This is a genomic window from Rhodopseudomonas infernalis (assembly GCF_022271405.1).
GTDB lineage: Bacteria > Pseudomonadota > Alphaproteobacteria > Rhizobiales > Xanthobacteraceae > Rhodopseudomonas > Rhodopseudomonas infernalis.
In genome coordinates this window covers 41,212-65,777 of record NZ_JAJNAL010000027.1, presented here as the reverse complement: position 1 = coordinate 65,777, position 24,566 = coordinate 41,212, and the positions used below count along the sequence as shown (strand labels likewise).

The following is a 24,566-nucleotide window of genomic DNA, read 5'->3' as shown; positions in this document are numbered from 1 at the left end:
GCGGGCTCAGCGTAGCTCAGGAGAGGCCGCAAATGCGTGGCAAGAATGACTCACGCCACCGCCATTTTCTGCAGATCGACCAGCCGGGACACGCCTTTCTGGGCCAGCGCCATCAGCTTGAGGAACTCGTCCTGCGAGAACGGCGTCTTTTCGGCGGTGCCTTGCACCTCGACGATGCGGCCGTCGCCCGTCATGACGAAATTGGCGTCGGTCTCGGCTTCGGAGTCTTCGGCGTAGTCGAGGTCGAGCACCGGCGTGCCGTTGTAGATGCCGCAGGAAATCGCCGCGACGTTGTCGCGCAGCACCTGCCCCTTGGTCATGTTGCGCGCCTTCATCCAGTTCAGGCAGTCGGCCAGCGCCACCCAGGCGCCGGTGATCGAGGCCGTGCGCGTGCCGCCATCGGCCTGCAGCACGTCGCAGTCGACCGTGATCTGGCGCTCGCCGAGCGCCTGCAGGTCGACGATGGTGCGCAGCGAGCGGCCGATCAGGCGCTGAATCTCGACGGTGCGGCCGTTCTGCTTGCCGGCGGCGGCTTCGCGGCGGGTGCGCTCCAGCGTGGCACGCGGCAGCATACCGTATTCAGCCGTCACCCAGCCGCGGCCCTGACCCTTCAGCCACGGCGGCAGCCGCTCTTCCAGGGTCGCGGTCACCAGCACATGGGTATCGCCGAATTTCACCAGGCAGGAGCCCTCGGCGTATTTGACGACGCCGCGCTCGAGCGACACGGCGCGCAATTCATCGGGCGCACGGCGACTTGGCCGCATGGGAATCCTCCGTCGATTTCGGGAAAGGGCAATCGTGGCTGCTTTTAGGGGCGGAGCGCCGCAGCGGCAAGGGGAAGGCAATGGCCACCGCGGTGGACAACGTCCCGACTTGTAACCGGACGCGCGCGACGACAGATTAGAGGCGTTACGGAGGACAATTTGGCTCACCATGATCCGATCGGCCTGATCGCGCCCACTTCCGGCCTGGCCCAGCTCAACGAGCGCTCGCGCGAGATCTTTCGTCAGATCGTCGAAAGCTATCTGGCGACCGGCGAGCCGGTCGGCTCCCGCAACATTTCGCGGCTGATCTCGGTGCCGCTGTCGCCGGCCTCGGTCCGCAACGTCATGGCCGATCTGGAACAGCTCGGCCTGATCTACGCGCCGCACACCTCCGCCGGGCGGCTGCCGACCGAACTCGGCCTGCGCTTCTTCGTCGATGCGCTGATGCAGGTCGGCGATCTGACCGAGCCCGAACGGCAATCGATCCAGGCGCAGCTGTCCTCGGTCGGGCGGGCCCAGACCGTGGAAGCCGCGCTCGGCGAGGCGCTGACCCGGCTGTCGGGCCTGACCCGGGCGGCCGCGGTGGTGCTCACCGCAAAGTCCAACGTCCGGCTGAAACATCTCGAATTCGTCCGGCTCGAGCCGGAGCGGGCACTGGTGATCCTGGTGGCCGAGGACGGCCAGGTCGAGAACCGCGTGCTGACGCTGCCGGCCGGCGTGCCGGCGTCTGCGCTGACCGAGGCCTCGAACTTCCTCAACGCCCGGATTCGCGGCCGCACGCTCGCCGAAGCGCGGCTCGAACTCGAAACCTTGCTGACGCAGGACCGCGCCGAGCTCGACGCGCTGACCCAGAAGGTGATCTCGGCCGGCATTGCCAGCTGGTCCGGCGGCAACGGCGAGGAACGCCAGCTGATCGTGCGCGGCCACGCCAACCTGCTCGAGGATCTGCACGCGCTGGAAGATCTGGAGCGGGTGCGGCTGCTGTTCGACGATCTCGAAACCAAGCGCGGCGTGGTCGATCTGCTCGGGCGCGCCGAGCGGGCGGAGGGTGTGCGGATCTTCATCGGCTCGGAGAACAAGCTGTTCTCGCTGTCCGGCTCGTCCACCATCATCGCCCCCTACAGCGACGGCGCCGGCCATATCGTCGGTGTGCTCGGTGTGATCGGTCCGACGCGGCTGAACTACGCGCGGGTGATCCCGATGGTCGACTATACGGCGCGGGTGGTCAGTCAGATGCTGCGCGGCTGATCGCCCGCATCGGCCGGCTCGCTTGATTTTCACCGCATAAACCACGATATCCCGGCCAGCCCATTTGCGGCTCCTGCAGACGTTTTCTCCAAGAAGGTAGCGTGATGACCGATTCCAACGGACCCAAGGACAACAACCAGGACGACGCGCAGGCCGCCGCCGATCCGGTGGTTTCCAAGCCGTACATCATGCCGGACGACCCGGAAGAAGGCGCCAACGAGGCGCTGGTGAAGGAAGCCGCCGAGGCGCGCGACAAGTTGCTGCGCACCCTGGCCGAGATGGAAAATTTGCGGCGCCGCACCCAGAAGGAAGTCGCCGACGCGCGGACCTACGGCGTCAGCGCCTTCGCGCGCGACGTGCTCGACATCGCCGACAATCTGCAGCGCGCGCTCGATGCCGTGCCGGCCGACGCCCGTGCCAATGCGGATGCAGGCCTCAAGGCGCTGATCGAAGGCGTCGAACTCACCGAGCGCTCGCTGCTCAATGCGCTGGAAAAGAACGGCGTCAAGAAGTTCGATCCGCAGGGCCAGAAGTTCGATCCGAACTTCCAGCAGGCGATGTACGAAGTGCCGGATCCGTCGGTGCCGGCGGGCACCGTGGTGCAGGTGGTGCAGGCCGGCTTCACGATCGGCGATCGCATCCTGCGGCCGGCGCTGGTCGGCGTGTCGAAGGGCGGCGCCAAGCCGGCCCCCGCGTCCAATGGCGGCGAGCCCGGCGGCACGGCCTGATTGCGGCGTCCGCGCTGAAGCTGCTCAACTGATCTTCGACTAAGAAAGAAGCCGCGCTGATCAGCGCGGCTTCAGTCCGTCGCGGACCTTGCGGAAGCGCGGAAACGCCTCCGCCCATTTGTCGCGCGGCGCGCTGCCGATCACCCGCAACGCCACGTTCGAGCTACCGAAGCGCAGCCATTGCACCACCGTCACCGGCGTATTGTCCTTGCCGCTGATGCCCTCGAGACGGGTCTCGTAGCCCGGCTGGCTGTCGATCCGCAGCGGCTCGGAGCTGGTGATCCGCGCCTCGCGCAGCCCCGGAATCGATGCGGCGGCCTGCTGGGCGAAGCGGGCGCGATCGTCGGTCTGCTCCGGCACCGAACCGATCAGGCCGAGCACCATGAACGGTGCCGCTTCGATGCCGGTGTCCTCGTTGCCGTCGGCGAGCAGCATCGCGGCGCCCGGCGCCAGCGTCCGCACCGTCTTGAAGTCGGCCATTTCGCGCACGTCGAACGGCATCTGCGCGATCTGCTCGGCCACCGGCACCTCCTGCCGAACCGCCACCGAGCTCAGCATCTTCTTGACGGCGTCCTCGGGAAAAGTGGTCGCCTCGCTATCGGCGATCTGCACCGCCACGTAGCCGGAGAAGGCTTTGCTGCCGGGCACGATCAGCGAGTAGCGCCGAACCTTGTCGGAGCCGAGGACCGCGTCCTCGGCCGTGTAGTAAGCGGTGCCCGCCGGGGTCTCGACGCTCTGCGGCTTGACCTTGATGGCGGGGCTGTCCGGCAGCGCCTTGAAGGCGGCTTCGACTTCGCCATAGGCAGGGCCCGGCAGCTCGGCGAGCAGCACCTTGACGCCATGGCCGGGCGACTCGAATCCCAGAAAGGTCTGCGATTCGGTCAGTCCCGGCATCGGCACGATGCCGACCCGGATGCCGCGGGGATAGATGGTGTCGGCCGCGAACGCCGGTGTGACGGCGAACGACGCGGCGAACGGCAAGGTGACGGCGAATGCCGGGGTGAACGTGAGGGCGATCGCTAAGAGGCGCGCTGTCTGTCTCATGGGGGTCTCCTGAGATCGCAATGCGGCCGTTCGATGGTCGGTCCGCGATCTGCCGCGCCGTCGAAGTGCCCGTTTCATCGTTGTTGCGGGCGCTCACCTGAGCACGTCCAATCCTCACGTCAAGGTGCAACGGCGCCGCAAAACGCCGCCTCGGCTCCGCCGTCCCGGCGGCCGTCGGGATTCATCAAAGCCCATGTTTTCGTGACCGGAGCCCTGCGGCAGTCCTTGCGGCCACCACCCCCCCTCCTATATGAGGCTCACCGCCGCACAATCGCGAGCAATTGATATTTGGGGGTTTGGACTGGTGCGCCGCCAGGGCCCGCCCGACCCGCCGCAAAAGGAAGGAATGAGCACTATGGGAAAGGTCATCGGGATCGATCTCGGCACCACCAATTCGTGCGTCGCCGTCATGGACGGCAAGAATTCGAAAGTCATCGAAAACGCTGAGGGCATGCGTACGACCCCCTCGATCGTCGCGATCAGCGACGATGGAGAGCGACTGGTCGGGCAGCCGGCGAAGCGCCAGGCCGTCACCAATCCCGAGCGCACCTTCTTCGCGGTCAAGCGCCTCGTCGGCCGCCGCTACGACGACCCGATGGTCGAGAAGGACAAGAAGCTCGTCCCCTACAAGATCGTCAAGGCCGGCAACGGCGACGCCTGGGTCGAGGCCGACGGCCAGACCTATTCGCCCTCGCAGGTCTCCGCTTTCATTCTGCAGAAGATGAAAGAGACCGCCGAGGCGCATCTCGGCCAGAAGGTCGATCAGGCCGTCATCACCGTTCCGGCGTACTTCAATGACGCCCAGCGTCAGGCCACCAAGGACGCCGGCAAGATCGCTGGCCTCGAAGTGCTGCGCATCATCAACGAGCCGACCGCGGCCGCGCTGGCCTATGGCCTCGACAAGACCAAGGCCGGCACCATCGCGGTGTACGACCTCGGCGGCGGCACCTTCGACGTCTCGATCCTGGAGATCGGAGACGGCGTGTTCGAGGTGAAGTCGACCAACGGCGACACCTTCCTGGGTGGTGAAGACTTCGACATGCGTCTGGTCAGCTATCTGGCCGACGAATTCCAGAAGGAGCAGGGCATCAACCTGCGCAACGACAAGCTGGCGCTGCAGCGGCTCAAGGAAGCCGCCGAAAAGGCCAAGATCGAGCTGTCGTCGACCACGCAGACCGAGATCAACCTGCCGTTCATCACCGCGGACCAGTCCGGTCCGAAGCATCTCACCATGAAGCTGACCCGCGCCAAGTTCGAAGCGCTGGTCGACGATCTGGTGCAGAAGACCATCGAGCCGTGCCGCAAGGCGCTGAAGGATGCCGGCCTCACCGCCGGCGAGATCGGCGAAGTGGTGCTGGTCGGCGGCATGACCCGCATGCCGAAGGTCCAGGAAGTGGTGAAGCAGCTGTTCGGCAAGGAGCCGCACAAGGGCGTCAACCCCGACGAAGTCGTGGCGATTGGCGCAGCGATCCAGGCCGGCGTGCTGCAGGGCGACGTCAAGGACGTGCTGCTGCTCGACGTCACCCCGCTGTCGCTGGGCATCGAGACGCTGGGTGGCGTGTTCACCCGGATCATCGATCGCAACACCACGATCCCGACCAAGAAGAGCCAGGTGTTCTCGACCGCCGAAGACAATCAGAACGCGGTCACCATCCGGGTCTTCCAGGGCGAGCGCGAAATGGCGGCCGACAACAAGATCCTCGGTCAGTTCGACCTGATGGGGATTCCGCCGGCACCACGCGGCATGCCGCAGATCGAGGTGACGTTCGATATCGACGCCAACGGCATCGTCAACGTCTCGGCCAAGGACAAGGCGACCGGCAAGGAGCAGCAGATCCGCATCCAGGCCTCTGGCGGTCTGTCCGACTCCGACATCGACAAGATGGTCAAGGACGCCGAGGCCAACGCGGCCGAGGACAAGAAGCGCCGCGAAGCGGTCGACGCCAAGAACCACGCCGACGCGCTGGTGCACTCCACCGAGAAGGCGCTGGCCGAGCATGGCTCGAAGGTCGCCGAGCCGGAGCGCCGCGCCATCGAGGACGCGCTGGGTGACCTGCGCGAAGCCCTCAAGGGCGACGACGCCGAGGCCATCAAGGCCAAGACCAATACGCTGGCGCAGGCTTCGATGAAGCTCGGCGAGGCGATGTACACCCAGCAGGCGGAGTCCGATGCGGCCAAGCACGCCGCCAAGGACGATATCGTCGACGCCGACTTCACCGAAGTCGACGACGACAAGACCAACAAGAAGTCCGCCTAAGACGTCGTCACGGAGACCGCGACCCCCATCTGACGAACGCAGCTTTGCGATCATCAGCTGGGGGTTGTTTTCGTTGGGCCAGCTGCGGCGGGCCACGTGCGGCACGAAGCTGCGGGCTTTTAGGCTGCAAGCTGTCGCAGGAATCGAACGTTTCGAGCAGGTTTGACGGATGTCCACGACCAAGCGTTGCTACTACGAAACCCTCGAAGTCGAGCGCAGCGCCGACGAATCGACGCTTAAAAGTGCCTTTCGCAAGCTGGCGATGAAGTGGCACCCGGATCGCAATCCGGGCGATGCGTCGAGCGAGGTCAAGTTCAAGGAAATCAACGAGGCCTACGAGGTGCTGAAGGACGGCGACAAGCGCGCCGCCTACGACCGCTACGGCCACGCGGCCTTCGAGCAGGGCATGGGGGGCGGCGGCCCCGGCTTCGGCGCCGGCTTCGCCTCGTCGTTCTCCGACATTTTCGAGGATCTGTTCGGCATGGCCGGGCAGCGGGGGCGCGGCACCGGCCGCGAGCGCGGCGCCGACCTGCGCTACAACATGGAAATCACCCTCGAGGACGCCTACAAGGGCAAGACCGCCCAGATCGAAATCCCGGTCTCGGTCACCTGCGAGTCCTGCTCCGGCACCGGCGCCAAGGCCGGCACCAAGCCGAAGACCTGCTCGACCTGCGGGGGCGCCGGCCGCGTTCGTCAGGCGCAGGGCTTCTTCACGCTGGAGCGAACCTGCCCGAGCTGCCAGGGCCGCGGCCAGATCATCGAAGACCCGTGCCCGTCCTGCACCGGCTCCGGCCGGGTGACGAAAGAGCGGACCCTGTCCGTCAACATCCCGCAGGGCGTCGAGGACGGCACCCGCATCCGTCTCGCCGGAGAAGGCGAGGCCGGCGTCCGCGGCGGCCCGCCCGGCGACCTCTACATCTTCCTGTCACTGGCCCCGCACGACATCTTCCAGCGCGACGGCGCCGACCTGCACTGCCGGGTGCCGATCTCGATGGTCACCGCAGCGCTCGGCGGCGAGTTCGAAGTGCCGACGATCGAGCGCGGCAAGACCAAGGTGAAGGTGCCGTCCGGAACCCAGACCGGCCGGCGATTCCGTATCGCCGGCAAGGGCATGCCGGTGCTGCGCTCGCGCCAGGTCGGCGACATGTATGTTCAGGTTGCCGTGGAAACGCCGCAAAATCTGACCAAGAAGCAACAGGAGTTGCTGGCCGAGTTCGAAAAATTATCGTCCGGTGCAACCCAACCCGAGGCCGCGGGTTTCTTCTCCATGGTCAAGGACTTCTTCGGCTCCCGCACGAGCGCTCCCTAACTTGTCTAACTTGACCGGCTGGGATGTGCCCTATAGTTGTGATGTAACAATAATTTGACACTGGGCTAATACTTCCCCGGTTTGGTAGCGGAATGGCTTTGCAGTCCACGGCTCGTGCGTTGAAGAAGCCGCCCCGTCCTCTCGACGACGAGGTGCGGTTTCTCCGTTCCTGGATCGAAAAGCCGCTGCACATGGGCGCCGTGATGCCCTCGGGCAAGCTGCTGGCCCGGACCATGGCCCAGTATGTCGACACCAACTCGAACGGGCCGGTCATCGAACTTGGGCCCGGGACCGGCGCGATCACCAACGCGCTGGTCGAGCACGGCGTCGATCAAAAGCGTCTGGTGCTGGTCGAATACAATCCGAGCTTCTGTGCGCTGCTGCGTGAGCGCTATCCGCAAGCCACCGTCGTGCAGGGAGATGCCTACCGGCTGCGCGACACGCTCTGGCAGGTGCTGCCCGAGCCGGCCACCGCGGTGGTGTCCGGCCTGCCGCTGGTCACCAAGCCGATGCTGACCCGGATGAAGCTGATCCGCGATTCCTTCACCCTGCTGGATCCCGGCGCGCCCTTCATCCAGTTCACCTATTCGGTCGCCCCGCCGATCCCCAAATCCCTTCCCGGCGTCGCCACCGAGGCCTCAGAGCGGATCTGGATGAACATCCCGCCCGCCCGCGTCTGGGTCTATCGCAAGGGCTGATCCGCCGCTGCCCGCACCGTCCCCGCTTTGGGGCCGTTCGGCCCGAAATTTCCGTTTCCCCGCCGCCCCATTTCGCTAAACAAAGCGCGGCCACGTGCCCGCTGGCCGGCAGGAGTTCGGCGTCATGTCTGCGGTCAAGATCCTGATCATCCCGGGTTCGCTGCGCACCGGTTCGCACAATGTGCGGCTGGCGGCGGCGGCCGCGCATGCCTTCGCCCGCGCCGATGTCGACGTTGCCCGGATCTCGCTCGCCGACTATCCGCTGCCGATCTACGACGCCGACTTCGAGGCGAAGTCCGGGGTGCCGGCGAATGCCGTCAAGCTGAAGCGGATGATCGGCGCCCATCACGGCGTGCTGATCGTCAGCCCGGAATACAACTCTGCGCCGCCGCCGCTGCTGAAAAATGCGATCGACTGGGTGTCGCGGGTCGAGGACCCGCACGAGACCCAGGGCCAGGTATTTCGCGAGCGCGCCTTCGCGCTCGCGGCGGCGTCGGAGGGCAAGCTCGGCGGGGCGCGCTGCCTGGCGGCGCTGCGGTTGATCCTGTCGGGCTGCCGCGCACCGGTGATCCCCAATCAGCTGGCGCTGTCCTTCGCCGACCAGGCCTATGACGAGACCGACCGGCTCAAGCTCCCCGCCGACATCGCCGCGATGGACGCGATGGTCCGACAATTGATCGACTTTGCGCAGCAGATGATGAGGTAATCGAGATGGCCGACACCGCAATTCGTGACCGGCTGATCGTCGCGCTCGACGTGCCCAGCGTCGCCGCCGCCGAAGCCATGATCGCCCGGCTCGGCGACAGCGTCGGCTTCTACAAGATCGGCTATCAGCTCGCTTATGCGGGCGGCCTGCCGCTGGTCGAGAAGCTGGCGCGCGCCGGCAAGAAGGTGTTCGTCGACCTCAAGCTGCACGACATCGGCAACACCGTGGCGCGCGGCGTCGAGAGCCTCAGCTCGCTCGGCGCAACGTTTCTCACTGTCCACGCCTATCCGCAGACCATGAAGGCCGCCGTCGAGGCCCGCGGTAAGACCGGGCCGAAGATCCTCGCCGTCACCGTGCTGACCTCCTACGACGACCGTGATCTGGTCGACGCCGGTTACGCGCTCGGCGTCCGCGATCTGGTCGAGGCCCGTGCCCGGCAGGCGCAGGCGATCGGCGTCGACGGCCTGGTCTGTTCGCCCGAGGAAGCCGGCCATCTGCGAGGCCTGATCGGGCCCGACATGGCGCTGGTGACGCCGGGCATCCGGCCGGCCGGCGCCGCCGCCGGCGATCAGAAGCGGATCATGACGCCCGGCAAGGCGATCGCCGCCGGCGCCAGCCATCTGGTGGTCGGCCGTCCGGTGATGGAAGCGGCCGATCCGAAGGCGGCCGCCGCCGCGATCGTCGCCGAGATCTCGCAGGCAAGTCAGACGTAAGGGAGACAACGATGGCCAAAGGCTACTGGGTGGCGCGGATCGACGTGCACGATCTCGACGGCTACAAGCGCGATTACGTCGCGCATAACGGCGCGGTGTTCGCCAAATTCGGCGCCAAGTTTCTCACCCGCGGCGGCACCTACGAGGCGCACGAGGGCCCGGCGCGCTCGCGCAACGTGGTGATCGAGTTCAAGGACTACGCCACCGCGCTCGCCTGCTATCACTCGCCGGAATATCAGGCGCTGATCAAGGCCCGCGGGCCGTATTCGCAAGGCGAGATCGTGATCGTCGAGGGCTATGACGGCCCGCAACCGCAGGCCTGAACGGCGCCGCAGCAAGCGCGTCGCGGGGCGATCGGTTGCCGCGCCGATCCGCGGCCGCTATACCCCGAGCCTGTCTGGCGTAGCACCGGTCGCAGCACCGGGCCTTGCGGGGCAGAGACCCGTCGACCGCCAGAAAGGATCGCAAGCCGATGTCCGAGATGCGTCTGATCGTTGCCGGAGCCGGCGGTCGCATGGGCCGCGCCCTGACGCGTGCGATCAGTGAGACCGCAGGCGTGGTGCTGACCGGAGCGCTGGAAGCGCCGGGTTCGGAGTTGCTCGGCAAGGATGCCGGCGTGCTCGCCGGCCTGCCGGCCAACGGCGTCGAACTGTCGGGTGATCTCTGGAAACTGTCGGCCAATGCCGACGGTATCCTCGACTTCACCGTGCCGGCCGCCACGCTCGCCAATGTGGCGATCGCGGCGCAGCGCGGCATCGTGCATGTGATCGGCACCACCGGGCTGTCGGCGTCCGACAATGCGGTGATCCAGAGCGTCACCAAGCAGGCGATCGTGGTGAAGTCCGGCAATATGAGCCTCGGCGTCAATCTGCTGGCGGCGCTGACGCGGCGCGTGGCGCAGTCGCTCGACGACGGTTTCGACATCGAGATCGTCGAGATGCACCACCGCGCCAAGATCGATGCGCCCTCCGGCACCGCGCTGTTGCTCGGCGAAGCGGCGGCGGCCGGCCGCAACGTCGATCTGGAAACGCATTCGGCCCGCGGCCGCGACGGCATCACCGGGGCGCGCAAGAGCGGCGACATCGGTTTCGCGTCGTTGCGCGGCGGCACCGTCACGGGCGATCACAGCGTCATCTTCGCCGGTCCCTATGAGCGGATCGAACTCACCCACAAGGCCGAGGACCGCATGATCTTCGCCCACGGCGCGCTGAAGGCGGCGATGTGGGCGCACGGCAAGTCGCCCGGCCTGTACTCGATGGCCGACGTACTCGGGCTCGCCGACTTCTGAGATTCTCATCGCAGCTAGAAACGGAATTCCACAATGAGCGATCGTCTTCTCGTGCTCGTGCGCCACGGCCAGAGCGAATGGAACCTCAAGAACCTGTTCACCGGCTGGAAGGACCCCGGCCTGACCGAGAAGGGCATCGCCGAAGCCAAGGCCGCCGGCCAGAAGCTCAAGGCCGAGGGTCTCGCCTTCGACGTCGCCTTCACGTCGGTGCTGACCCGCGCCCAGACCACGCTCGATCTGATGCTCACCGAACTCGGCCAGACCGGGCTGAAGACCACCAAGAACGTCGCGCTGAACGAGCGTGACTATGGCGACCTGTCGGGTCTCAACAAGGACGACGCGCGGGCCAAGTGGGGCGAGGAGCAGGTTCACATCTGGCGCCGCTCCTACGACGTGCCGCCGCCCGGCGGCGAAAGCCTCAAGGACACGCTGGCGCGCACGCTGCCCTATTACGTGCAGGAGATCCTGCCCGGCGTCCTGCGCGGCGAACGCACCATCGTGGCGGCGCACGGCAACTCGCTGCGCGCGCTGATCATGGTGCTGGAAAAGCTGACCCCCGAGCAGATCCTCCAGCGCGAACTCGGCACCGGCGCCCCCGTGGTGTACCGCCTCAACGCGGATTCGACGGTCGCCTCGGTGGTCGATCTGGCGGGCTGATCGTCAGCTACACACTCTGACTTTCGTCATGGCCGGGCTCGTCCCGGCCATCCACGCCTTTCTTGTTACTTCTCCCGCAGGCGTGGATGCCCGGCACGAGGCCGGGCATGACGAGTTGAAACGAATGCGCCCTATATCAAGGCTGCGTTCGTTCAGATTCACGCGTGCTCCAGAGTGACAACCGCAATCAAAAAGGGCGGCCTCGCGGCCGCCCTTTGCGTTTGTAGTTCTTGTGAGTCGCTTACTCGGCCGCCATCTTGACGTCCGGCGCGGCGGCGCGGACTTCGGCGTCGACCTGGGCTTCGAACTTGGCGAAGTTCTTCTGGAACATGCCGACCAGCTTGCGGGCGGTGGTGTCGAATGCGGCCTTGTCGGCCCAGGTCTTGACCGGGTCGAGGATCTCGCTCGGCACGCCCGGCAGTGCGGTCGGGACCGCGAAGCCGAAATACGGATCGGTGCGGAATTCGACATTGCGCAGCGAGCCGTCGAGCGCGGCGGTCAGCAGCGCGCGCGTAACCTTGATGGGCATGCGATGGCCGGTGCCGTAGATGCCGCCGGTCCAGCCGGTGTTGACCAGCCAGCAGTCGACATTGTGCTTGGCGATCAGCTCGCGCAGCATGTTGCCGTACACCGACGGATCACGCGGCAGGAACGGCGAGCCGAAGCAGGTCGAGAATTCCGGGGTCGGTTCGGTGACGCCGCGCTCGGTGCCGGCGACCTTGGCGGTGTAGCCCGACAGGAAGTGATACATCGCCTGCGCCGGGGTCAGCTTGGCGATCGGCGGCATCACGCCGAAGGCGTCGGCGGCGAGCATCACCACGTTCTTGGGCTGGCCGGCACGGCCGGTCCGCGAGGCGTTCGGGATCGATTCCAGCGGATAGGCCGAGCGGGTGTTCTCGGTCTTGGAGCCGTCGTCGAAGTCCGGCTTGCGGGTGACTTCGTCGAGCACGACGTTTTCCAGCACCGCGCCGAACATGTTCGAAGCCGCGAAGATCTCCGGCTCGGCTTCCGGCGACAGCTTGATACACTTGGCGTAGCAGCCGCCTTCGAAGTTGAAGACGCCGTCCTTGCCCCAGCCGTGCTCGTCGTCGCCGATCAGCGTGCGGTTCGGGTCGGCCGACAGCGTGGTCTTGCCGGTGCCCGACAGGCCGAAGAAGATCGCGGTGTCGCCGTTCGGGCCGACATTCGCCGAGCAGTGCATCGGCAGCACGCCCTTTTCGGGCAGGTAGTAGTTCAGCGTGGTGAACACGCTCTTCTTCATCTCGCCGGCATATTGCGTGCCGCCGATCAGCACGATCTTGCGGGCGAAGTCGATCGCCACGACGTTTTCGGAGCGGCAGCCATGGCGCTTCGGATCAGCGCGGAAGCTCGGCAGGTCGATGATGGTGAGTTCGGGCACGAAGCCCGCGAGGTCGGACTGCTCGGGACGGCGCAGCAGCGTGCGGATGAACAGCGAGTGCCAGGCGAGCTCGGTGAACACGCGGGTCTTGATCTGGAAGCTCGGGTCGGCGCCGCCGTACAGATCCTGGGCGAACAGCGTCATGCCTTCGGCGTGCGTCAGGAAGTCCTGATACAGGGTCTCGAACTGATCGGCCGTGATCGACTGATTACCACCCCACCACATCGTGGTTTCGGTCGTGGCGTCGCGTACCGTGAACTTGTCTTTCGGGCTGCGGCCGGTGAACACGCCGGTGTCGGCACACAGTGCGCCATCGGCGGACAGCACCGCTTCGCCATTCGACAGCGCGTGCTCGTAGAGCTGCGGCGCGCCGAAGTTCCAGCGCACGCCTTTGAGATTCTTAAGCCCGAATTTGTCGGCGCCATGAGCACCGTTATGCACGCCCGTCTCTTGCACGTATAAATCCTCCTCGAGTCCGCGTTATCCCGGTCGCGCAATTGCCGCCAATGCGCCTCAGCCCGCGGTCAGGCCAATATATACCGGCTCGGTCCGGTGGCGCGACTGAATAGTGTCGAACATTGGCTTTGCCAACCCGGCCGGGCATTATTTGGTTTACCCGGCGGCGACATTGCGCTGCCTCAAGTCATGAGGTCGCGCGCGCGATGTCTGCCATGCGTTTGAGCATATGGCGGAGTTCGGCCGCGTTGCTGACCCGCTCGGGGAAATTCAGTCGCAACACCGCGGTGCCCGCCTGCAGGTCGAGGCCTTCGGGATCGACACCGGTGCAGCGCCACTCCGCCTCGTCGCCGCCGAGCAGCCGGGTCGCATACGAATTGAGCGTGATCAAATGATCCGCATTCATATGCGCGACCGCCGAGGCTTCGATCTCGAGCAGGCCGTCGGCGCCGGTGAGGTCGGTGAGGTAGTCTGACGCAGCCAGATCGACGATACGGCCGAAACCGGCCACCAGATGCGCCCCGTGGGTCGCGATCCGATACAGCGAGAAATCCTTGAAGCCGATATAGTCCTCGGCGCCGGGGTGAGCGGCCAGATACCGGCTGCGCAGCGCCGGAAGCTCCGCGGCGTCCACCGCGGTTGCCTCGCCCATCAGCATGATCCGGGCGCCCTGCAGCGGATCACCCGGGGCGCGTTCGTCCAGCATCAGCGACACCCGCGGGTCGGCCAGCAGGTTCCGGGTGTGCACCGCCAGGCGGGATATCAGCAGCACCGGCGAGCCGTCCGGCGCGCTTGCCAGGTTGACCAGCGAGCAGTACGGCGCGCCGCCGTCCCGCATCAGCGTCGCCAGCGCGCCCTCGCGGCGGCGGCGCAGCAGCGATTTGGCGACCCGGACAGGATCAAAATCGTCGGACGGCTGCATCGGGTTTATTCCGCCAATCGTGACCGGAGGGGTGTTGATGCCCAGAAAACGGGCCTATATCAATCCCCGCACGCCTCCCGCTCGCGGGTTTTGGGAACCGGCCACATTTCAGCCCAGCTTGCATTGCTCGTTGACTGTGCTTTTTGGGCAACCGCCAACCCGAGATCGCCGAATCGCTTCGCGGTCTAGCCACGCCTTTCGGAAAGAGCTTCATGCCGACAATCGCCTTGGTCGACGACGACCGCAACATTCTCACATCCGTTTCGATCGCTCTGGAAGCCGAAGGCTACCGGATCATGACCTACACGGATGGCGCGTCGGCCCTCGATGGCTTTCGCACCTCGCCCCCGGATCTTGCCATCCTCGATATCAAGATGCCGCGGATGGACGGCATGGAAACGCTTCGGCGGCTGCGGCAGAAGTCGGATCTGCCGGTGATCTTCCTGACCTCCAAGGATGAGGAGATCGACGAGCTGTTCGGCCTCAAGATGGGCGCCGACGATTTCATCCGCAAACCGTTCTCGCAGCGCCTGCTGGTCGAGCGCGTCAAGGCGGTGCTGCGGCGCTCGGCGCCGAAGGATCCGGCCGCAACGCCGAAAGAGAACGACGCCAAGGCGCTCGACCGCGGCCTGCTGCGGATGGACCCCGAGCGTCACACCTGCACCTGGAAGAACGAGCCGGTGACGCTGACCGTTACCGAATTCCTGATCCTGCAGGCGCTCGCGACCCGGCCCGGCGTGGTGAAAAGCCGCAACGCCCTGATGGACGCCGCCTATGACGATCAGGTCTATGTCGACGACCGCACCATCGACAGCCACATCAAGCGGCTGCGCAAGAAGTTCAAGATGGTCGACGACGACTTCGAAATGATCGAGACGCTGTACGGCGTCGGTTATCGCTTCAAGGAAACCTGATCGCCACATCGACGTCCGGGCAGGCCGCGGGCCTGCACGGCGCCGCCGCATTGCGATATGCTGGCGCACGGGTCCGAAAATCGAGAGCGGTTTCGGAACAGCTCGTGCGCCGACGAAAACGCTGATCGCCAACATCCGGGCAGGCTTGGCCATTGCTGGATCGCACCGCGCCTGATCAAGACCACCGAGCCGGGGACGATGGCCCCGAGCCCGGCGAAGTTGCGGCGTTGGCGCCGTGGCGCCGGCCGCTCGCCTGGGTGCGGCGCGCCGGGCAGCTGTTCTTCACGCTGAGCTTCTCCAGCCTGACGCGGCGGATCCTGTCGCTGAATCTCGCCGGGCTGCTCGCGCTCTCCACCAGCATTCTCTACCTCTCGCAATTCCGCGCCGGCCTGATCGACGCCCGGGCGCAGAGCCTCTTGGTGCAGGCCGAAATCATCGCCGGCGCGATCGCCGCCTCCGCCACGGTCGAGACCAACACCATCACGATCGATCCGGACCGCCTGCTCGATCTCAAGCCCGGCGAGACCTACGGGCCGCCGGACGAGTACGCGGTGCTGGATTTTCCGATCAATCCCGAGCGCGTCGCGCCGGTGCTGCGGCGGCTGATCTCGCCGACCAAAACCCGCGCCCGCATCTATGACCGCGATGGCGTGCTGATCCTCGACAGCCGCAGCCTGTACGGCCGCGGCGACGTGATGCGGTTCGAACTGCCGCCGCCGGCGATCGAGAAGCCCGGCATCGTCGAGCGGGCGATGATCGCGATCCGCACCTGGCTCAATCGCGGCGACCTGCCGCTGTATCGCGAACTCGGCCCCGAGAACGGCAACGGCTATCAGGAAGTCGCCGACTCGCTGAAGGGCCAGAAGAATTCGATGGTGCGGATCAACGACCGCGGCGAAATCATCGTCTCGGTCGCGGTGCCGGTGCAGCGCTTCCGCGCCATCCACGGCGCCCTGATGCTGTCGACCCAGGGCGACGACATCGACCAGATGGTCACTGCCGAGCGGCTGGCGATCCTGAAGATCTTCGGCGTCGCCGCGGTGGTGATGTTCGTGCTGTCGGTGCTGCTGGCCTCGACCATCGCCGGCCCGGTGCGCCGGCTTGCCGACGCCGCCGAGCGCGTCCGCCGCCGCATCCGCGCCCGCGTCGAGATTCCCGACTTCACCACGCGGCGCGACGAGATCGGGCATCTGTCCGGCGCGCTGCGCGAGATGACCGATTCGCTCTACAACCGCATCGAGGCGATCGAGGCGTTCGCGGCCGACGTCTCGCACGAGCTGAAGAACCCGCTGACCTCGCTGCGCTCCGCGGTCGAGACACTGCCGCTCGCCAAGAACGAGAAGAGCCGCGGCCGGCTGCTGGCGGTGATCGAGCACGACGTCAAACGGCTCGACCGGCTGATTTCGGACATCTCCGACGCCAGCCGGCTCGATGCCGAATTGCAGCGCCAGGACGCCGCCCCGGTCGACCTGCGCCGGCTGCTGACGACGCTGACGCTGGTTGCCAACGAAACCCGGCTCGGGACCAACGCGCTGGTCGAGGTGCGCTTCGAGGGGCCGCCCAGCGACACCTTCTCGGTACCTGGGCACGATTCGCGGCTCGGCCAGGTGATCTCGAATCTGCTGTCCAACGCGCAGTCGTTCTCGCGCGAGGGCGGCAAGGTCCAGATCGTCTGCCGCCGCCGCAAGACCGAGATCGAGATCGTGGTCGACGATGAAGGCCCCGGCATTCGCGACGATGCCTTCGACAAGATCTTCGAGCGCTTCTACACCGACCGGCCGCATCAGGGGTTCGGCCAGAATTCCGGTCTCGGCCTGTCGATTTCCAGGCAGATCGTCGAGGCCCATGGCGGCAAGATCCGCGCCGAGAACCGCCCGGGTCCCCGTGACGCCGACGGCGAGCCGACCGTCGCGGGGGCGCGCTTCGTGGTCCGGCTGCCCTCGACATGAGCGCGGCGGCGCCCAGCCACCACGCCTCCGCCGTGCGGGTGGGGGCGCGCGCCGTACTGATCCGCGGCCCCAGCGGCTCCGGCAAATCCCGTCTCGCCTTCGGGCTGATCGTCGCAGGCCGCAGCGGCCAGATCCCGCCGGCGGAACTGATCGCCGACGACCGGGTCGTCATGGAACCGCGCGAGGGCCGGCTGTGGGTCCGCCCGGTCCCGGAGCTCGCCGGCCTGATCGAAATCCGCGGCCTCGGCATCCGCCGCTGCGGCTTCGTGGCGGAAGCTGCGGTCGGCCTGGTGGTCGATCTCGCGGCAGACGATGCGGCGCGGTTACCCGAGGCAGCGGCGCTGCAGATCGACCTGAACGGCGTCCGGTTGTGGCGGCTGCCGGTCGGCACCGGTTACGATCCGTTACCTCTGGTGGTGGCGGCACTGACGACCGAGGCCGTCGCCCCTGCGACACAGTTGGACGATTGTTGCAAGGATTTTGGTAACCATATGAGCCACACTATCGTCACTGAGTAGACCGGTCCTTGGTTCCTGATTTGTCCCTTCTCGGAGGGTGAATCGCAAAAGATCCCCTTGCATAGGGGCTCTGGATGGTCAAAGTGACCCGTTCGCGCGGTGCACCCAAGAAGCGCCCGCGAGGAGTTTCCGATGATTGGTCTGGTACTTGTGACCCACGGGCGCCTTGCCGACGAGTTTAAGGCAGCGCTGGAACACGTGATGGGGCCGCAAAAGCAAATCGAAGCCGTCACGATCGGCGCCGAGGATGATGCTGACCTGTGTCGCAGCGACATCATCGAGGCGGTGAATCGTGTCGACAGTGGGGACGGTGTGGCGATCCTGACCGACATGTTCGGCGGCACGCCCTCGAACCTCGCGATCTCCTGCATGAGCCGGCCCAAGGTCGAGGTTCTGGCAGGGATCAACTTGCCCATGCTGGTGAAGCTCGCCAAGGTCCGTGAGGAACGCGCCCTGCCCGATGCCATCGCGCTGGCCCAGGAGGCCGGCCGCAAATACGTCACCATCGCCAGCCGGGTGTTGGCCGGCAAATGACCGCAGACGTGCCCCAGACCGCGCCAGACGCACAGGCGGGCACGCCCGCCGGACGAGTATCCCGCGATATCCCCGTCACCAACAAGCGCGGCCTGCACGCCCGGGCCTCGGCCAAATTCGTCCAGATGGCCGAAAAGTTCGACGCCGACGTCACGGTGACGCGCAACGGCGAGACCGTCGGCGGCACCTCGATCATGGGGCTGATGATGCTGGCGGCCGGCATCGGCACCAGCGTCACCGTCTCGGCCACCGGCCCGCAGGCCCAGCAGGCGGTCGACGCGCTGGCCGAACTGATGGCCAGCAAGTTCGGCGAAGAAGAATAATCTCCTCACTCTCGTCATGCCTGCGCTTGTCGCGGGCATCCAGCCTTCACGGCCGATCCGCAGCTAAAGGCGTGGATGGCCGGGACGAGCCCGGCCATGACGGAACGTCGGTGAGGTCGCCGCTTACTTCCCTGCGCCCGCCTCCGGCAGCACCAGAAAGAACACGTCCTGCACGGTGCCGCCGGCGATGCCGAACAGCGGCCGGCTGAGCCACACCTTGCTGCGCAGGATCTGGTTCTGTCCCGCCACGATCTGCTCGGCGATCGCCAGGCACGGCTGATCGGCCGCCGAACACACCAGCGCGCCGCCGCGTGTCGTGATCTCTGCCTTCAGCGCCGCGATGTCCGAGGTCTCGAACGCCCGCGTATCGGTGCGCAGATAATACGCCGTGTTCGCGGCCAGCACGGTCTCGCCCGCCGCCAGGCCGATCGGCTGGCTGCTGTGGCGTCCCCACTGCTTGGCGATGTCGTCGGCGAGCAGCGAGGCGTATTCGAACGGCTCCGGCGGGCTCGTGGTGTGGATCACCACCGCCACGCCCGGCGCCGCGGCGAGAATTGCCAGCGCCAGCGCGGCCGCGCCGATCAGCACGCTGCGCAGCGCGTCGCGGCCGACCGCGATCAGCGGCGACGACAGCAGCACGATCGGCAGCAGCGTGAAGGCCGGCATCGTCCACAGCGGCACGATGCGCACCCCGGTGGCGAGCGCCACCGGCGCCGGCGCCGCCAGCATCAGCAGCTGGATGGTGACGATCAGCCGGCGTTGCGGATCGGCCGGCCAGGCGCTGTCGGCCAGCGCCGCCCGCGATGGCCGCAGCAGCGCCGCCCAGACGATCAGCGCCAGCCCCGCATAGCCGACGCAGCCGGCCAGATAGCCGAGCGTGTCGCGCAGGTTATGGACGAAGCCATCGGATTCATGCGCGGCCGCATAGGCGAACGACGGAAACCGGTGCGCCACCAGCCAGGCGAGATGCGGCGCCAGCACCAGACCGCCGACCAGGATCATCAGCCACGGCGCCGGTGAGGCAAAGAACCGCCCCCGCCGCGGATCCAGCAGCGCGCCGAGCCCGAGCGCGCCGACCAGCACGATCGACCAGTATTTGCCCAGCATCGAGGCGCCGGCGAACAGCCCGGCCAGCGCCGGCCACAGCCAGCCGCGCGCCTCGAACGCCCGCAGGAAGCCGTAGATCGTCAGCGCCCACAGCGGCAGCAGCACCGCATTGGCGTTGTATTTCAGCGCGATGAAATTGAAGAACGGCACGAAGGTGAGCAGCGCCAGCCCGAACAGCGCCTTCTCGGGGGCGAGATAGCGCCGCATCGTCCGCCAGGCGATGTACAGCGTCAGCGCGATGTTGACGGTTGCCAAGAGATGGAACGTGACGTCGGACACCGGCACCACGCTGAACCAGGCGCGGGTGACCAGCGCCGAGAACGGCGGGTGCTTGTCATAGCCGAACGCCAGATGCCGCGACCAGCCATACAGCTCGGAGACGTCGGCATGGACATCGCGCGGCCAGGTGGCGATCATCCGGTAGGCGGTCCAGATCGCCGTATACACGGCCAGCGACAGCGCGACGGAGCGCTCCTGCCGCTGCGGATCGAGCAGCGCCTCGATCCAGCGATCGATCAGCGACGGGGCGCGGGAGGTGGCAAGCGAAGTCATCCGAACCCTGGGCTCGAGGCATGGGCGGCGGACATCACCGGGTTCGCCGGCTCCCGTCAAGCGCGCCAAAAGCGGCGGTTTTTCGGGCGGTTGCGCCTTCCGTTCGCCTTGCCGGGCCGGAGTCCGGGTGCTATCTCGCGACCATGGCCACCGCTCCCCTCGACAACATCCGCAACTTCTCCATCGTCGCCCATATCGACCATGGCAAGTCGACGCTCGCCGACCGCCTGATCCAGATCACCGGCGGCATGTCCGACCGTGAAATGGCCGGCAAGGAGCAGGTGCTCGATTCGATGGACATCGAGCGCGAGCGCGGCATCACCATCAAGGCGCAGACCGTGCGCCTGAACTACCGCGCCAAGGACGGGAAGGCCTACATCTTCAACCTGATGGACACCCCCGGCCACGTCGACTTCGCCTACGAGGTGTCGCGGTCGCTGGCCGCCTGCGAGGGCTCGCTGCTGGTGGTCGACGCCTCGCAGGGCGTCGAGGCGCAGACGCTCGCCAACGTCTATCACGCGCTCGACGCCGGCCACGAGATCGTGCCGGTGCTCAACAAGGTCGATCTGCCGGCCGCCGAGCCCGACAAGGTCAAGCAGCAGATCGAGGACGTGATCGGGCTCGACGCCTCCGACGCGGTGATGATCTCGGCAAAGACGGGCATCGGCGTGCCCGATGTGCTGGAAGCCATCGTCACCCGCCTGCCGCCGCCGAAGGGCGACCGCGACGCCCAGCTCAAGGCGCTGCTGGTGGATAGCTGGTACGACGTCTATCTCGGCGTCGTGGTGCTGGTGCGGATCGTCGACGGCGTGATGCGGAAGGGCCAGCGCATCCGGATGATGGGCACCAATGCGGCCTATGATCTGGAACGCGTCGGCTACTTCACGCCGAAGATGACCACGGTCGACGAACTCGGCCCCGGCGAGATCGGCTTCATCACCGCCGGCATCAAGGAAGTCGCCGACACCCGCGTCGGTGATACCATCACGGACGACAAGAAGCCGATCACCGACATGCTGCCGGGCTTCAAGCCGGCGATCCCGGTGGTGTTCTGCGGCCTGTTCCCGGTCGACGCCGACGATTTCGAAACGCTGCGCGCCGCGATGGGCAAGCTGCGCCTCAACGATGCGAGCTTCTCGTTCGAGATGGAGACCTCGGCCGCCCTAGGCTTCGGCTTCCGCTGCGGCTTCCTAGGATTGCTGCATCTGGAGATCATTCAGGAGCGGCTCAGCCGCGAGTTCGATCTCAATCTGATCGCGACCGCGCCGAGCGTCATCTATCACATGAAGCTCACCGACGGCTCCGAGATCGAGATCCACAATCCGGTCGACATGCCGGACGTGGTCAAGATCGCCCAGATCGACGAGCCGTGGATCGAGGCGACGATCCTGACGCCCGACGAGTATCTGGGCTCGGTGCTGAAGCTGTGCCAGGACCGCCGCGGCAATCAGAAAGAGCTGACCTACGTCGGCGCCCGCGCGATGGTGAAGTACGAACTGCCGCTCAACGAAGTGGTGTTCGACTTCTACGACCGCCTCAAGAGCGTGTCGAAGGGCTACGCCTCGTTCGACTATCATCTCACCGACTACAAGCCGGCCGATCTGGTCAAGATGCAGATCCTCGTCAACGCCGAGCCGGTCGACGCGCTGTCGATGCTGGTGCACCGCACCCGCGCCGAAGGCCGCGGCCGCGCCATGGTCGAAAAGATGAAAGAGCTGATCCCGCCGCACATGTTCCAGATCCCGATCCAGGCGGCGATCGGCGGCAAGGTCATCGCCCGCGAAACCGTCCGCGCCCTGCGCAAGGACGTCACCGCCAAATGCTACGGCGGCGACATCACCCGAAAGCGCAAACTTCTGGAGAAGCAGAAGGAGGGCAAGAAAAAGATGCGCCAGTTCGGCAAGGTGGATATTCCGCAGGAGGCGTTTATTGCGGCGCTGAAGGTGGATAGCTGAGGGGGCGTCAACGCGATTTATTGCGCGCGTTGAATTCCGCTTCGATCTCCAGAAGGACATTCGACAGGGTCGTAGCAACGTCGGGAATACCTGTACTCGGAAATTCGTTCTCGACATTGAAACACCGACAGCTGCCGAACGCCTCCGGGGTTGTTTCATACACGCAAAGCCACATGCGTTCGAATCTACTCGGATCGTCGTTGGTCGACCGTCGCCCCGTACGGCGCTCGAACACCTCCCAAGCGTGGCGTAGGCTCGACCTGCTCTGGCTGTCGCGCGCGGCTTCTCCCGGCATGAATACCAAGGCAGCAAGCACTGCGTACGGTTGTCTCTGGTGATAGTCTTGCGCTTCCGCCCTCAGCTCTCCGTCGAGACGCTTCACGTTCTTGGTGAACCGGCCCGTTCCTTCGTCACGGAAATTCAACGTCTTGACCGAGACGCCGAGCCCCAGTCCGATTTGCGCATTCGAGTAGTTGACATCGAGCTTCTTCATTCCGCTCGCCGAGGCCGACCGCGACTCGTGCTTGGCTCCGGTTTCGTCGGGTAGAATGCCGCGAAATCTCGGCCTCAATCCTTCGGCGATCTTTTGTGCGAGGCACGTGGAGAGCCGATGCGCGAAGCGGTGCTTCACGGCGCGTCCGAATTCGATGTAGCTTCGGTACTCTGGAGGAATATCGAGATTCTTGACGAACTCGGTGACCTTTTCGTTGACGGATGCGATCATCTCGCGATCACCAGCGTAACGAAGCTCGGTCGCGATACTGTCGATGTCTTCGGAAATGGGTGGTCGGATACGAGTCTTCATCGAGAGTCTACGATCGGCTTCAGCCGCTTCCGGACCTTCCCGAGGTCCCGTGTTTCGCATTCCCAGATCGTCACCACCCTGAACCCCATCGTACGCAGCAAGCGCGCCTTGACCCCGTCACGCTTGACGTTCGCGGCGAACTTGGCCAGCCAGAACTCCCGATTGCGGGTCGGCGTCGTCGTCCGACGGCATCCCTGGTGACGATGCCAGAAGCAGCCGTTGACGAATATCGCCCAATGGTGGGTCTTGTTGGCAAAATCGGGTGAGCCGGGGAGCGTCCGCACGTTTCGTCGGAAGCGCAAGCCCAGTTCACGCAGCACGTCGGCGACGTCGTCCTCCGCCTGCGTACCCTTTTGCCGAACCCGCCGCATCAAGGCCGACCGCATGGGGTCGACCGGCGTCTCGCAGGCGGTCGAACTCATTCGGCGGCAAGCAGTGTGCGGCCTTCCTGGACGAAGGCGTCAATGGCTCGGATATGATCGAGATGAGATCGCACCCTATCCTTGAAGCCCGGCACGAACCGCAAGCTGCTTTTCTCGATCCGAGACAAAAACCCGGCCGTGGCGCGGGCCGACAAGAGTTTCGGCTCGTAGCGCAGGAAGTCCTGAAGGTTCGGTCGCTTCGCCCATTTCGGAAATTCGGAGATCGCGACTTCACAGCAGAGTTTGCCGTCGGACCGCGCCGCTTTGGGCCAGTTGCCGCTGACGACGCGGCCGCCGTCGCGCAATCGGTCGTATGTTCCGGGCGCGTTCAACCGTTGTCCAATCCAAGCCGCGATCGGCTTGCTGACGGCGTTGCCGACCAGCGACCATCGAAACGAAGCCCGGGCGACCTTCTCGGCCGGTTTGGTCCAATCGGCGGGAAGTCCCTGAAGCCGCTCGGCGTCGCGGATATCCGGCGTCACAATCTCACCGTTGGGCATCAGGATCGCCGGGGGCGATGGAATCCCCACCGTGGAGCCGTTCTTGAGCGTCGGCACGCAGTCGGGCGCCCATCCCAGGCCGCGCGTGCCCTCGGTCCAATAGAACCCGTGCGCGTGGCTTTGGAGATTGGTCTGAAGCTGGTCAGGCACCGCATCGTCGACCAGCAGAACATCGGCCGGATCGCCCTCGATGCTTGCGAGAAAGAACACGCGGGCGCGCCGGTGTGGCAGGAAGCTCAGCGAGTTCACGACGCGATAGGCCCAGCGATATCCGCGACTTTCGAATTCGGAGACCAGCCGGGTCATTGCACTACCGCCGTCGAGGCGGAGCATGAACGAGACGTTTTCCAGCAGTACCCATTTCGGCCGACTGCGATCGATCAGCCGGAAAACATGCGTCACCAGCCCCGACTTGCCGCCCTTGATCCCGGCGGTCTTGCCGGCCTGGCTGAGATCCTGGCAGGGAAAGCCGGCCGTCATCAGCTCGACTTCGGAGGGCAGCGACGTCAACGTCGCGACATCACCGACGTTCGGTAAGCCCTTGAAGCGATGCTCCAGCACTGCACCGGCCGGTTGCCAGATCTCGGACAGGATCACTGTCTCGTGCCCAGCCCGATGAAGACCGAGCTCGAGCCCTCCGATTCCAGCGAAAAGTCCTGCAATTTTCATCATGCCCTCGCCGCCAATGTTCCCGAATTGTTCGTATTTGGCAAGACCGAATTTATTGCCCGATGCGAGCTCGTGCTCGTGCCATCGGTTCCGGACGGACGATATCTATTTGCGACAGATCACACTGCC

At 65.8% G+C, this 24,566-nt stretch carries 24 protein-coding genes; 16 read left to right on the top strand and 8 right to left on the bottom strand.

Annotated elements, in window-relative coordinates; genetic code table 11:
- Nucleotides 1-50: 50 nt before the first annotated feature.
- A complete protein-coding gene (gene rph, locus LPW26_RS17645) occupies nucleotides 51-764 on the bottom strand; it encodes a ribonuclease PH (protein ID WP_238736808.1) in 714 nt (237 codons plus the stop codon).
- 159 nt (nucleotides 765-923) lie between these two features.
- Between rph and hrcA the strand changes: the two genes are divergently transcribed.
- On the top strand, nucleotides 924-2,012 hold the full coding sequence (gene hrcA, locus LPW26_RS17640) for a heat-inducible transcriptional repressor HrcA (protein ID WP_238736806.1): 1,089 nt from the start codon (nucleotides 924-926) through the stop codon (nucleotides 2,010-2,012).
- A gap of 104 nt (nucleotides 2,013-2,116) precedes the next feature.
- Complete coding sequence (gene grpE / locus LPW26_RS17635) at nucleotides 2,117-2,740, top strand: nucleotide exchange factor GrpE (protein ID WP_238736804.1); 624 nt, start codon at nucleotides 2,117-2,119, stop codon at nucleotides 2,738-2,740.
- Between the two features lie 60 nt (nucleotides 2,741-2,800).
- Here the strand turns inward: grpE and LPW26_RS17630 are convergent, their stop codons facing one another.
- The gene (locus LPW26_RS17630; RefSeq protein WP_238736802.1) at nucleotides 2,801-3,784 is read right to left on the bottom strand and encodes a hypothetical protein; all 984 of its coding nucleotides are present in this window, start codon (nucleotides 3,782-3,784) and stop codon (nucleotides 2,801-2,803) included.
- A gap of 355 nt (nucleotides 3,785-4,139) precedes the next feature.
- On the opposite strand from LPW26_RS17630, the gene dnaK reads away from it, so the two are divergent.
- The 8 genes from dnaK to LPW26_RS17590 all read left to right on the top strand — a co-directional run bounded on the left by dnaK (nucleotide 4,140) and on the right by LPW26_RS17590 (nucleotide 11,412).
- Complete coding sequence (dnaK, locus tag LPW26_RS17625; RefSeq protein ID WP_238736801.1) at nucleotides 4,140-6,041, top strand: molecular chaperone DnaK; 1,902 nt, start codon at nucleotides 4,140-4,142, stop codon at nucleotides 6,039-6,041.
- 169 nt (nucleotides 6,042-6,210) lie between these two features.
- The gene (gene dnaJ / locus LPW26_RS17620; protein ID WP_238736799.1) at nucleotides 6,211-7,350 is read left to right on the top strand and encodes a molecular chaperone DnaJ; all 1,140 of its coding nucleotides are present in this window, start codon (nucleotides 6,211-6,213) and stop codon (nucleotides 7,348-7,350) included.
- Nucleotides 7,351-7,442: 92 nt separating this feature from the next.
- Complete coding sequence (locus LPW26_RS17615) at nucleotides 7,443-8,048, top strand: class I SAM-dependent methyltransferase (RefSeq protein WP_238736796.1); 606 nt, start codon at nucleotides 7,443-7,445, stop codon at nucleotides 8,046-8,048.
- A 124-nt stretch (nucleotides 8,049-8,172) separates the two neighbouring features.
- The gene (locus tag LPW26_RS17610; protein WP_238736795.1) at nucleotides 8,173-8,754 is read left to right on the top strand and encodes an NADPH-dependent FMN reductase; all 582 of its coding nucleotides are present in this window, start codon (nucleotides 8,173-8,175) and stop codon (nucleotides 8,752-8,754) included.
- Nucleotides 8,755-8,759: 5 nt separating this feature from the next.
- Entirely contained in the window at nucleotides 8,760-9,467 is a 708-nt protein-coding gene (pyrF, locus tag LPW26_RS17605) for an orotidine-5'-phosphate decarboxylase (protein WP_238736793.1), read from the top strand.
- 11 nt (nucleotides 9,468-9,478) lie between these two features.
- Nucleotides 9,479-9,790 carry a DUF1330 domain-containing protein gene (locus LPW26_RS17600; RefSeq protein ID WP_238736791.1) on the top strand — a complete coding sequence of 104 codons (312 nt, stop codon included), beginning with the start codon at nucleotides 9,479-9,481 and terminating at the stop codon, nucleotides 9,788-9,790.
- A 149-nt stretch (nucleotides 9,791-9,939) separates the two neighbouring features.
- Nucleotides 9,940-10,755 carry a 4-hydroxy-tetrahydrodipicolinate reductase gene (dapB, locus tag LPW26_RS17595; protein WP_238736790.1) on the top strand — a complete coding sequence of 272 codons (816 nt, stop codon included), beginning with the start codon at nucleotides 9,940-9,942 and terminating at the stop codon, nucleotides 10,753-10,755.
- A gap of 33 nt (nucleotides 10,756-10,788) precedes the next feature.
- Nucleotides 10,789-11,412, top strand: a complete 624-nt coding sequence (locus LPW26_RS17590; protein ID WP_238736788.1) for a 2,3-bisphosphoglycerate-dependent phosphoglycerate mutase — start codon at nucleotides 10,789-10,791, stop codon at nucleotides 11,410-11,412.
- 241 nt (nucleotides 11,413-11,653) lie between these two features.
- On the opposite strand, the gene LPW26_RS17585 is transcribed toward LPW26_RS17590, so the two are convergent.
- On the bottom strand, nucleotides 11,654-13,267 hold the full coding sequence (locus LPW26_RS17585) for a phosphoenolpyruvate carboxykinase (RefSeq protein WP_238736786.1): 1,614 nt from the start codon (nucleotides 13,265-13,267) through the stop codon (nucleotides 11,654-11,656).
- 187 nt (nucleotides 13,268-13,454) lie between these two features.
- Entirely contained in the window at nucleotides 13,455-14,189 is a 735-nt protein-coding gene (locus tag LPW26_RS17580) for a HugZ family pyridoxamine 5'-phosphate oxidase (RefSeq protein ID WP_238736784.1), read from the bottom strand.
- Nucleotides 14,190-14,401: 212 nt separating this feature from the next.
- On the opposite strand from LPW26_RS17580, the gene LPW26_RS17575 reads away from it, so the two are divergent.
- From LPW26_RS17575 to LPW26_RS17555, 5 genes are all read left to right on the top strand, one after another.
- On the top strand, nucleotides 14,402-15,103 hold the full coding sequence (locus tag LPW26_RS17575; RefSeq protein WP_238736783.1) for a response regulator transcription factor: 702 nt from the start codon (nucleotides 14,402-14,404) through the stop codon (nucleotides 15,101-15,103).
- A gap of 227 nt (nucleotides 15,104-15,330) precedes the next feature.
- Entirely contained in the window at nucleotides 15,331-17,052 is a 1,722-nt protein-coding gene (locus tag LPW26_RS17570; RefSeq protein WP_319942184.1) for a sensor histidine kinase, read from the top strand.
- Nucleotides 17,049-17,570, top strand: a complete 522-nt coding sequence (locus tag LPW26_RS17565; RefSeq protein WP_238736782.1) for an HPr kinase/phosphorylase — start codon at nucleotides 17,049-17,051, stop codon at nucleotides 17,568-17,570. The genes LPW26_RS17570 and LPW26_RS17565 overlap by 4 nt, the downstream gene beginning before the upstream one ends.
- 132 nt (nucleotides 17,571-17,702) lie before the next feature.
- Nucleotides 17,703-18,104, top strand: a complete 402-nt coding sequence (locus tag LPW26_RS17560) for a PTS sugar transporter subunit IIA (protein ID WP_011439367.1) — start codon at nucleotides 17,703-17,705, stop codon at nucleotides 18,102-18,104.
- Nucleotides 18,101-18,427, top strand: a complete 327-nt coding sequence (locus LPW26_RS17555; protein ID WP_238736781.1) for an HPr family phosphocarrier protein — start codon at nucleotides 18,101-18,103, stop codon at nucleotides 18,425-18,427. Before LPW26_RS17560 ends, LPW26_RS17555 begins: the two co-directional genes overlap by 4 nt.
- A gap of 123 nt (nucleotides 18,428-18,550) precedes the next feature.
- On the opposite strand, the gene LPW26_RS17550 is transcribed toward LPW26_RS17555, so the two are convergent.
- Nucleotides 18,551-20,086 carry a glycosyltransferase family 39 protein gene (locus LPW26_RS17550; RefSeq protein WP_238736780.1) on the bottom strand — a complete coding sequence of 512 codons (1,536 nt, stop codon included), beginning with the start codon at nucleotides 20,084-20,086 and terminating at the stop codon, nucleotides 18,551-18,553.
- Nucleotides 20,087-20,229: 143 nt separating this feature from the next.
- Here LPW26_RS17550 and lepA point away from each other — a divergent pair, with 143 nt between their 5' ends.
- Nucleotides 20,230-22,041: a translation elongation factor 4 gene (gene lepA, locus LPW26_RS17545; RefSeq protein WP_238736779.1), complete on the top strand. Its 1,812-nt coding sequence runs from the start codon at nucleotides 20,230-20,232 to the stop codon at nucleotides 22,039-22,041.
- A gap of 7 nt (nucleotides 22,042-22,048) precedes the next feature.
- Here the strand turns inward: lepA and LPW26_RS17540 are convergent, their stop codons facing one another.
- The 3 genes from LPW26_RS17540 to LPW26_RS17530 are packed head-to-tail and all read right to left on the bottom strand — an operon-like array spanning nucleotide 22,049 to nucleotide 24,437.
- Entirely contained in the window at nucleotides 22,049-22,846 is a 798-nt protein-coding gene (locus LPW26_RS17540; protein ID WP_238736775.1) for a hypothetical protein, read from the bottom strand.
- Nucleotides 22,843-23,268, bottom strand: a complete 426-nt coding sequence (locus LPW26_RS17535; protein WP_238736773.1) for a very short patch repair endonuclease — start codon at nucleotides 23,266-23,268, stop codon at nucleotides 22,843-22,845. The genes LPW26_RS17540 and LPW26_RS17535 overlap by 4 nt, the downstream gene beginning before the upstream one ends.
- Nucleotides 23,265-24,437, bottom strand: a complete 1,173-nt coding sequence (locus LPW26_RS17530) for a DNA cytosine methyltransferase (protein WP_238736772.1) — start codon at nucleotides 24,435-24,437, stop codon at nucleotides 23,265-23,267. Before LPW26_RS17530 ends, LPW26_RS17535 begins: the two co-directional genes overlap by 4 nt.
- Nucleotides 24,438-24,566: the final 129 nt, after the last annotated feature.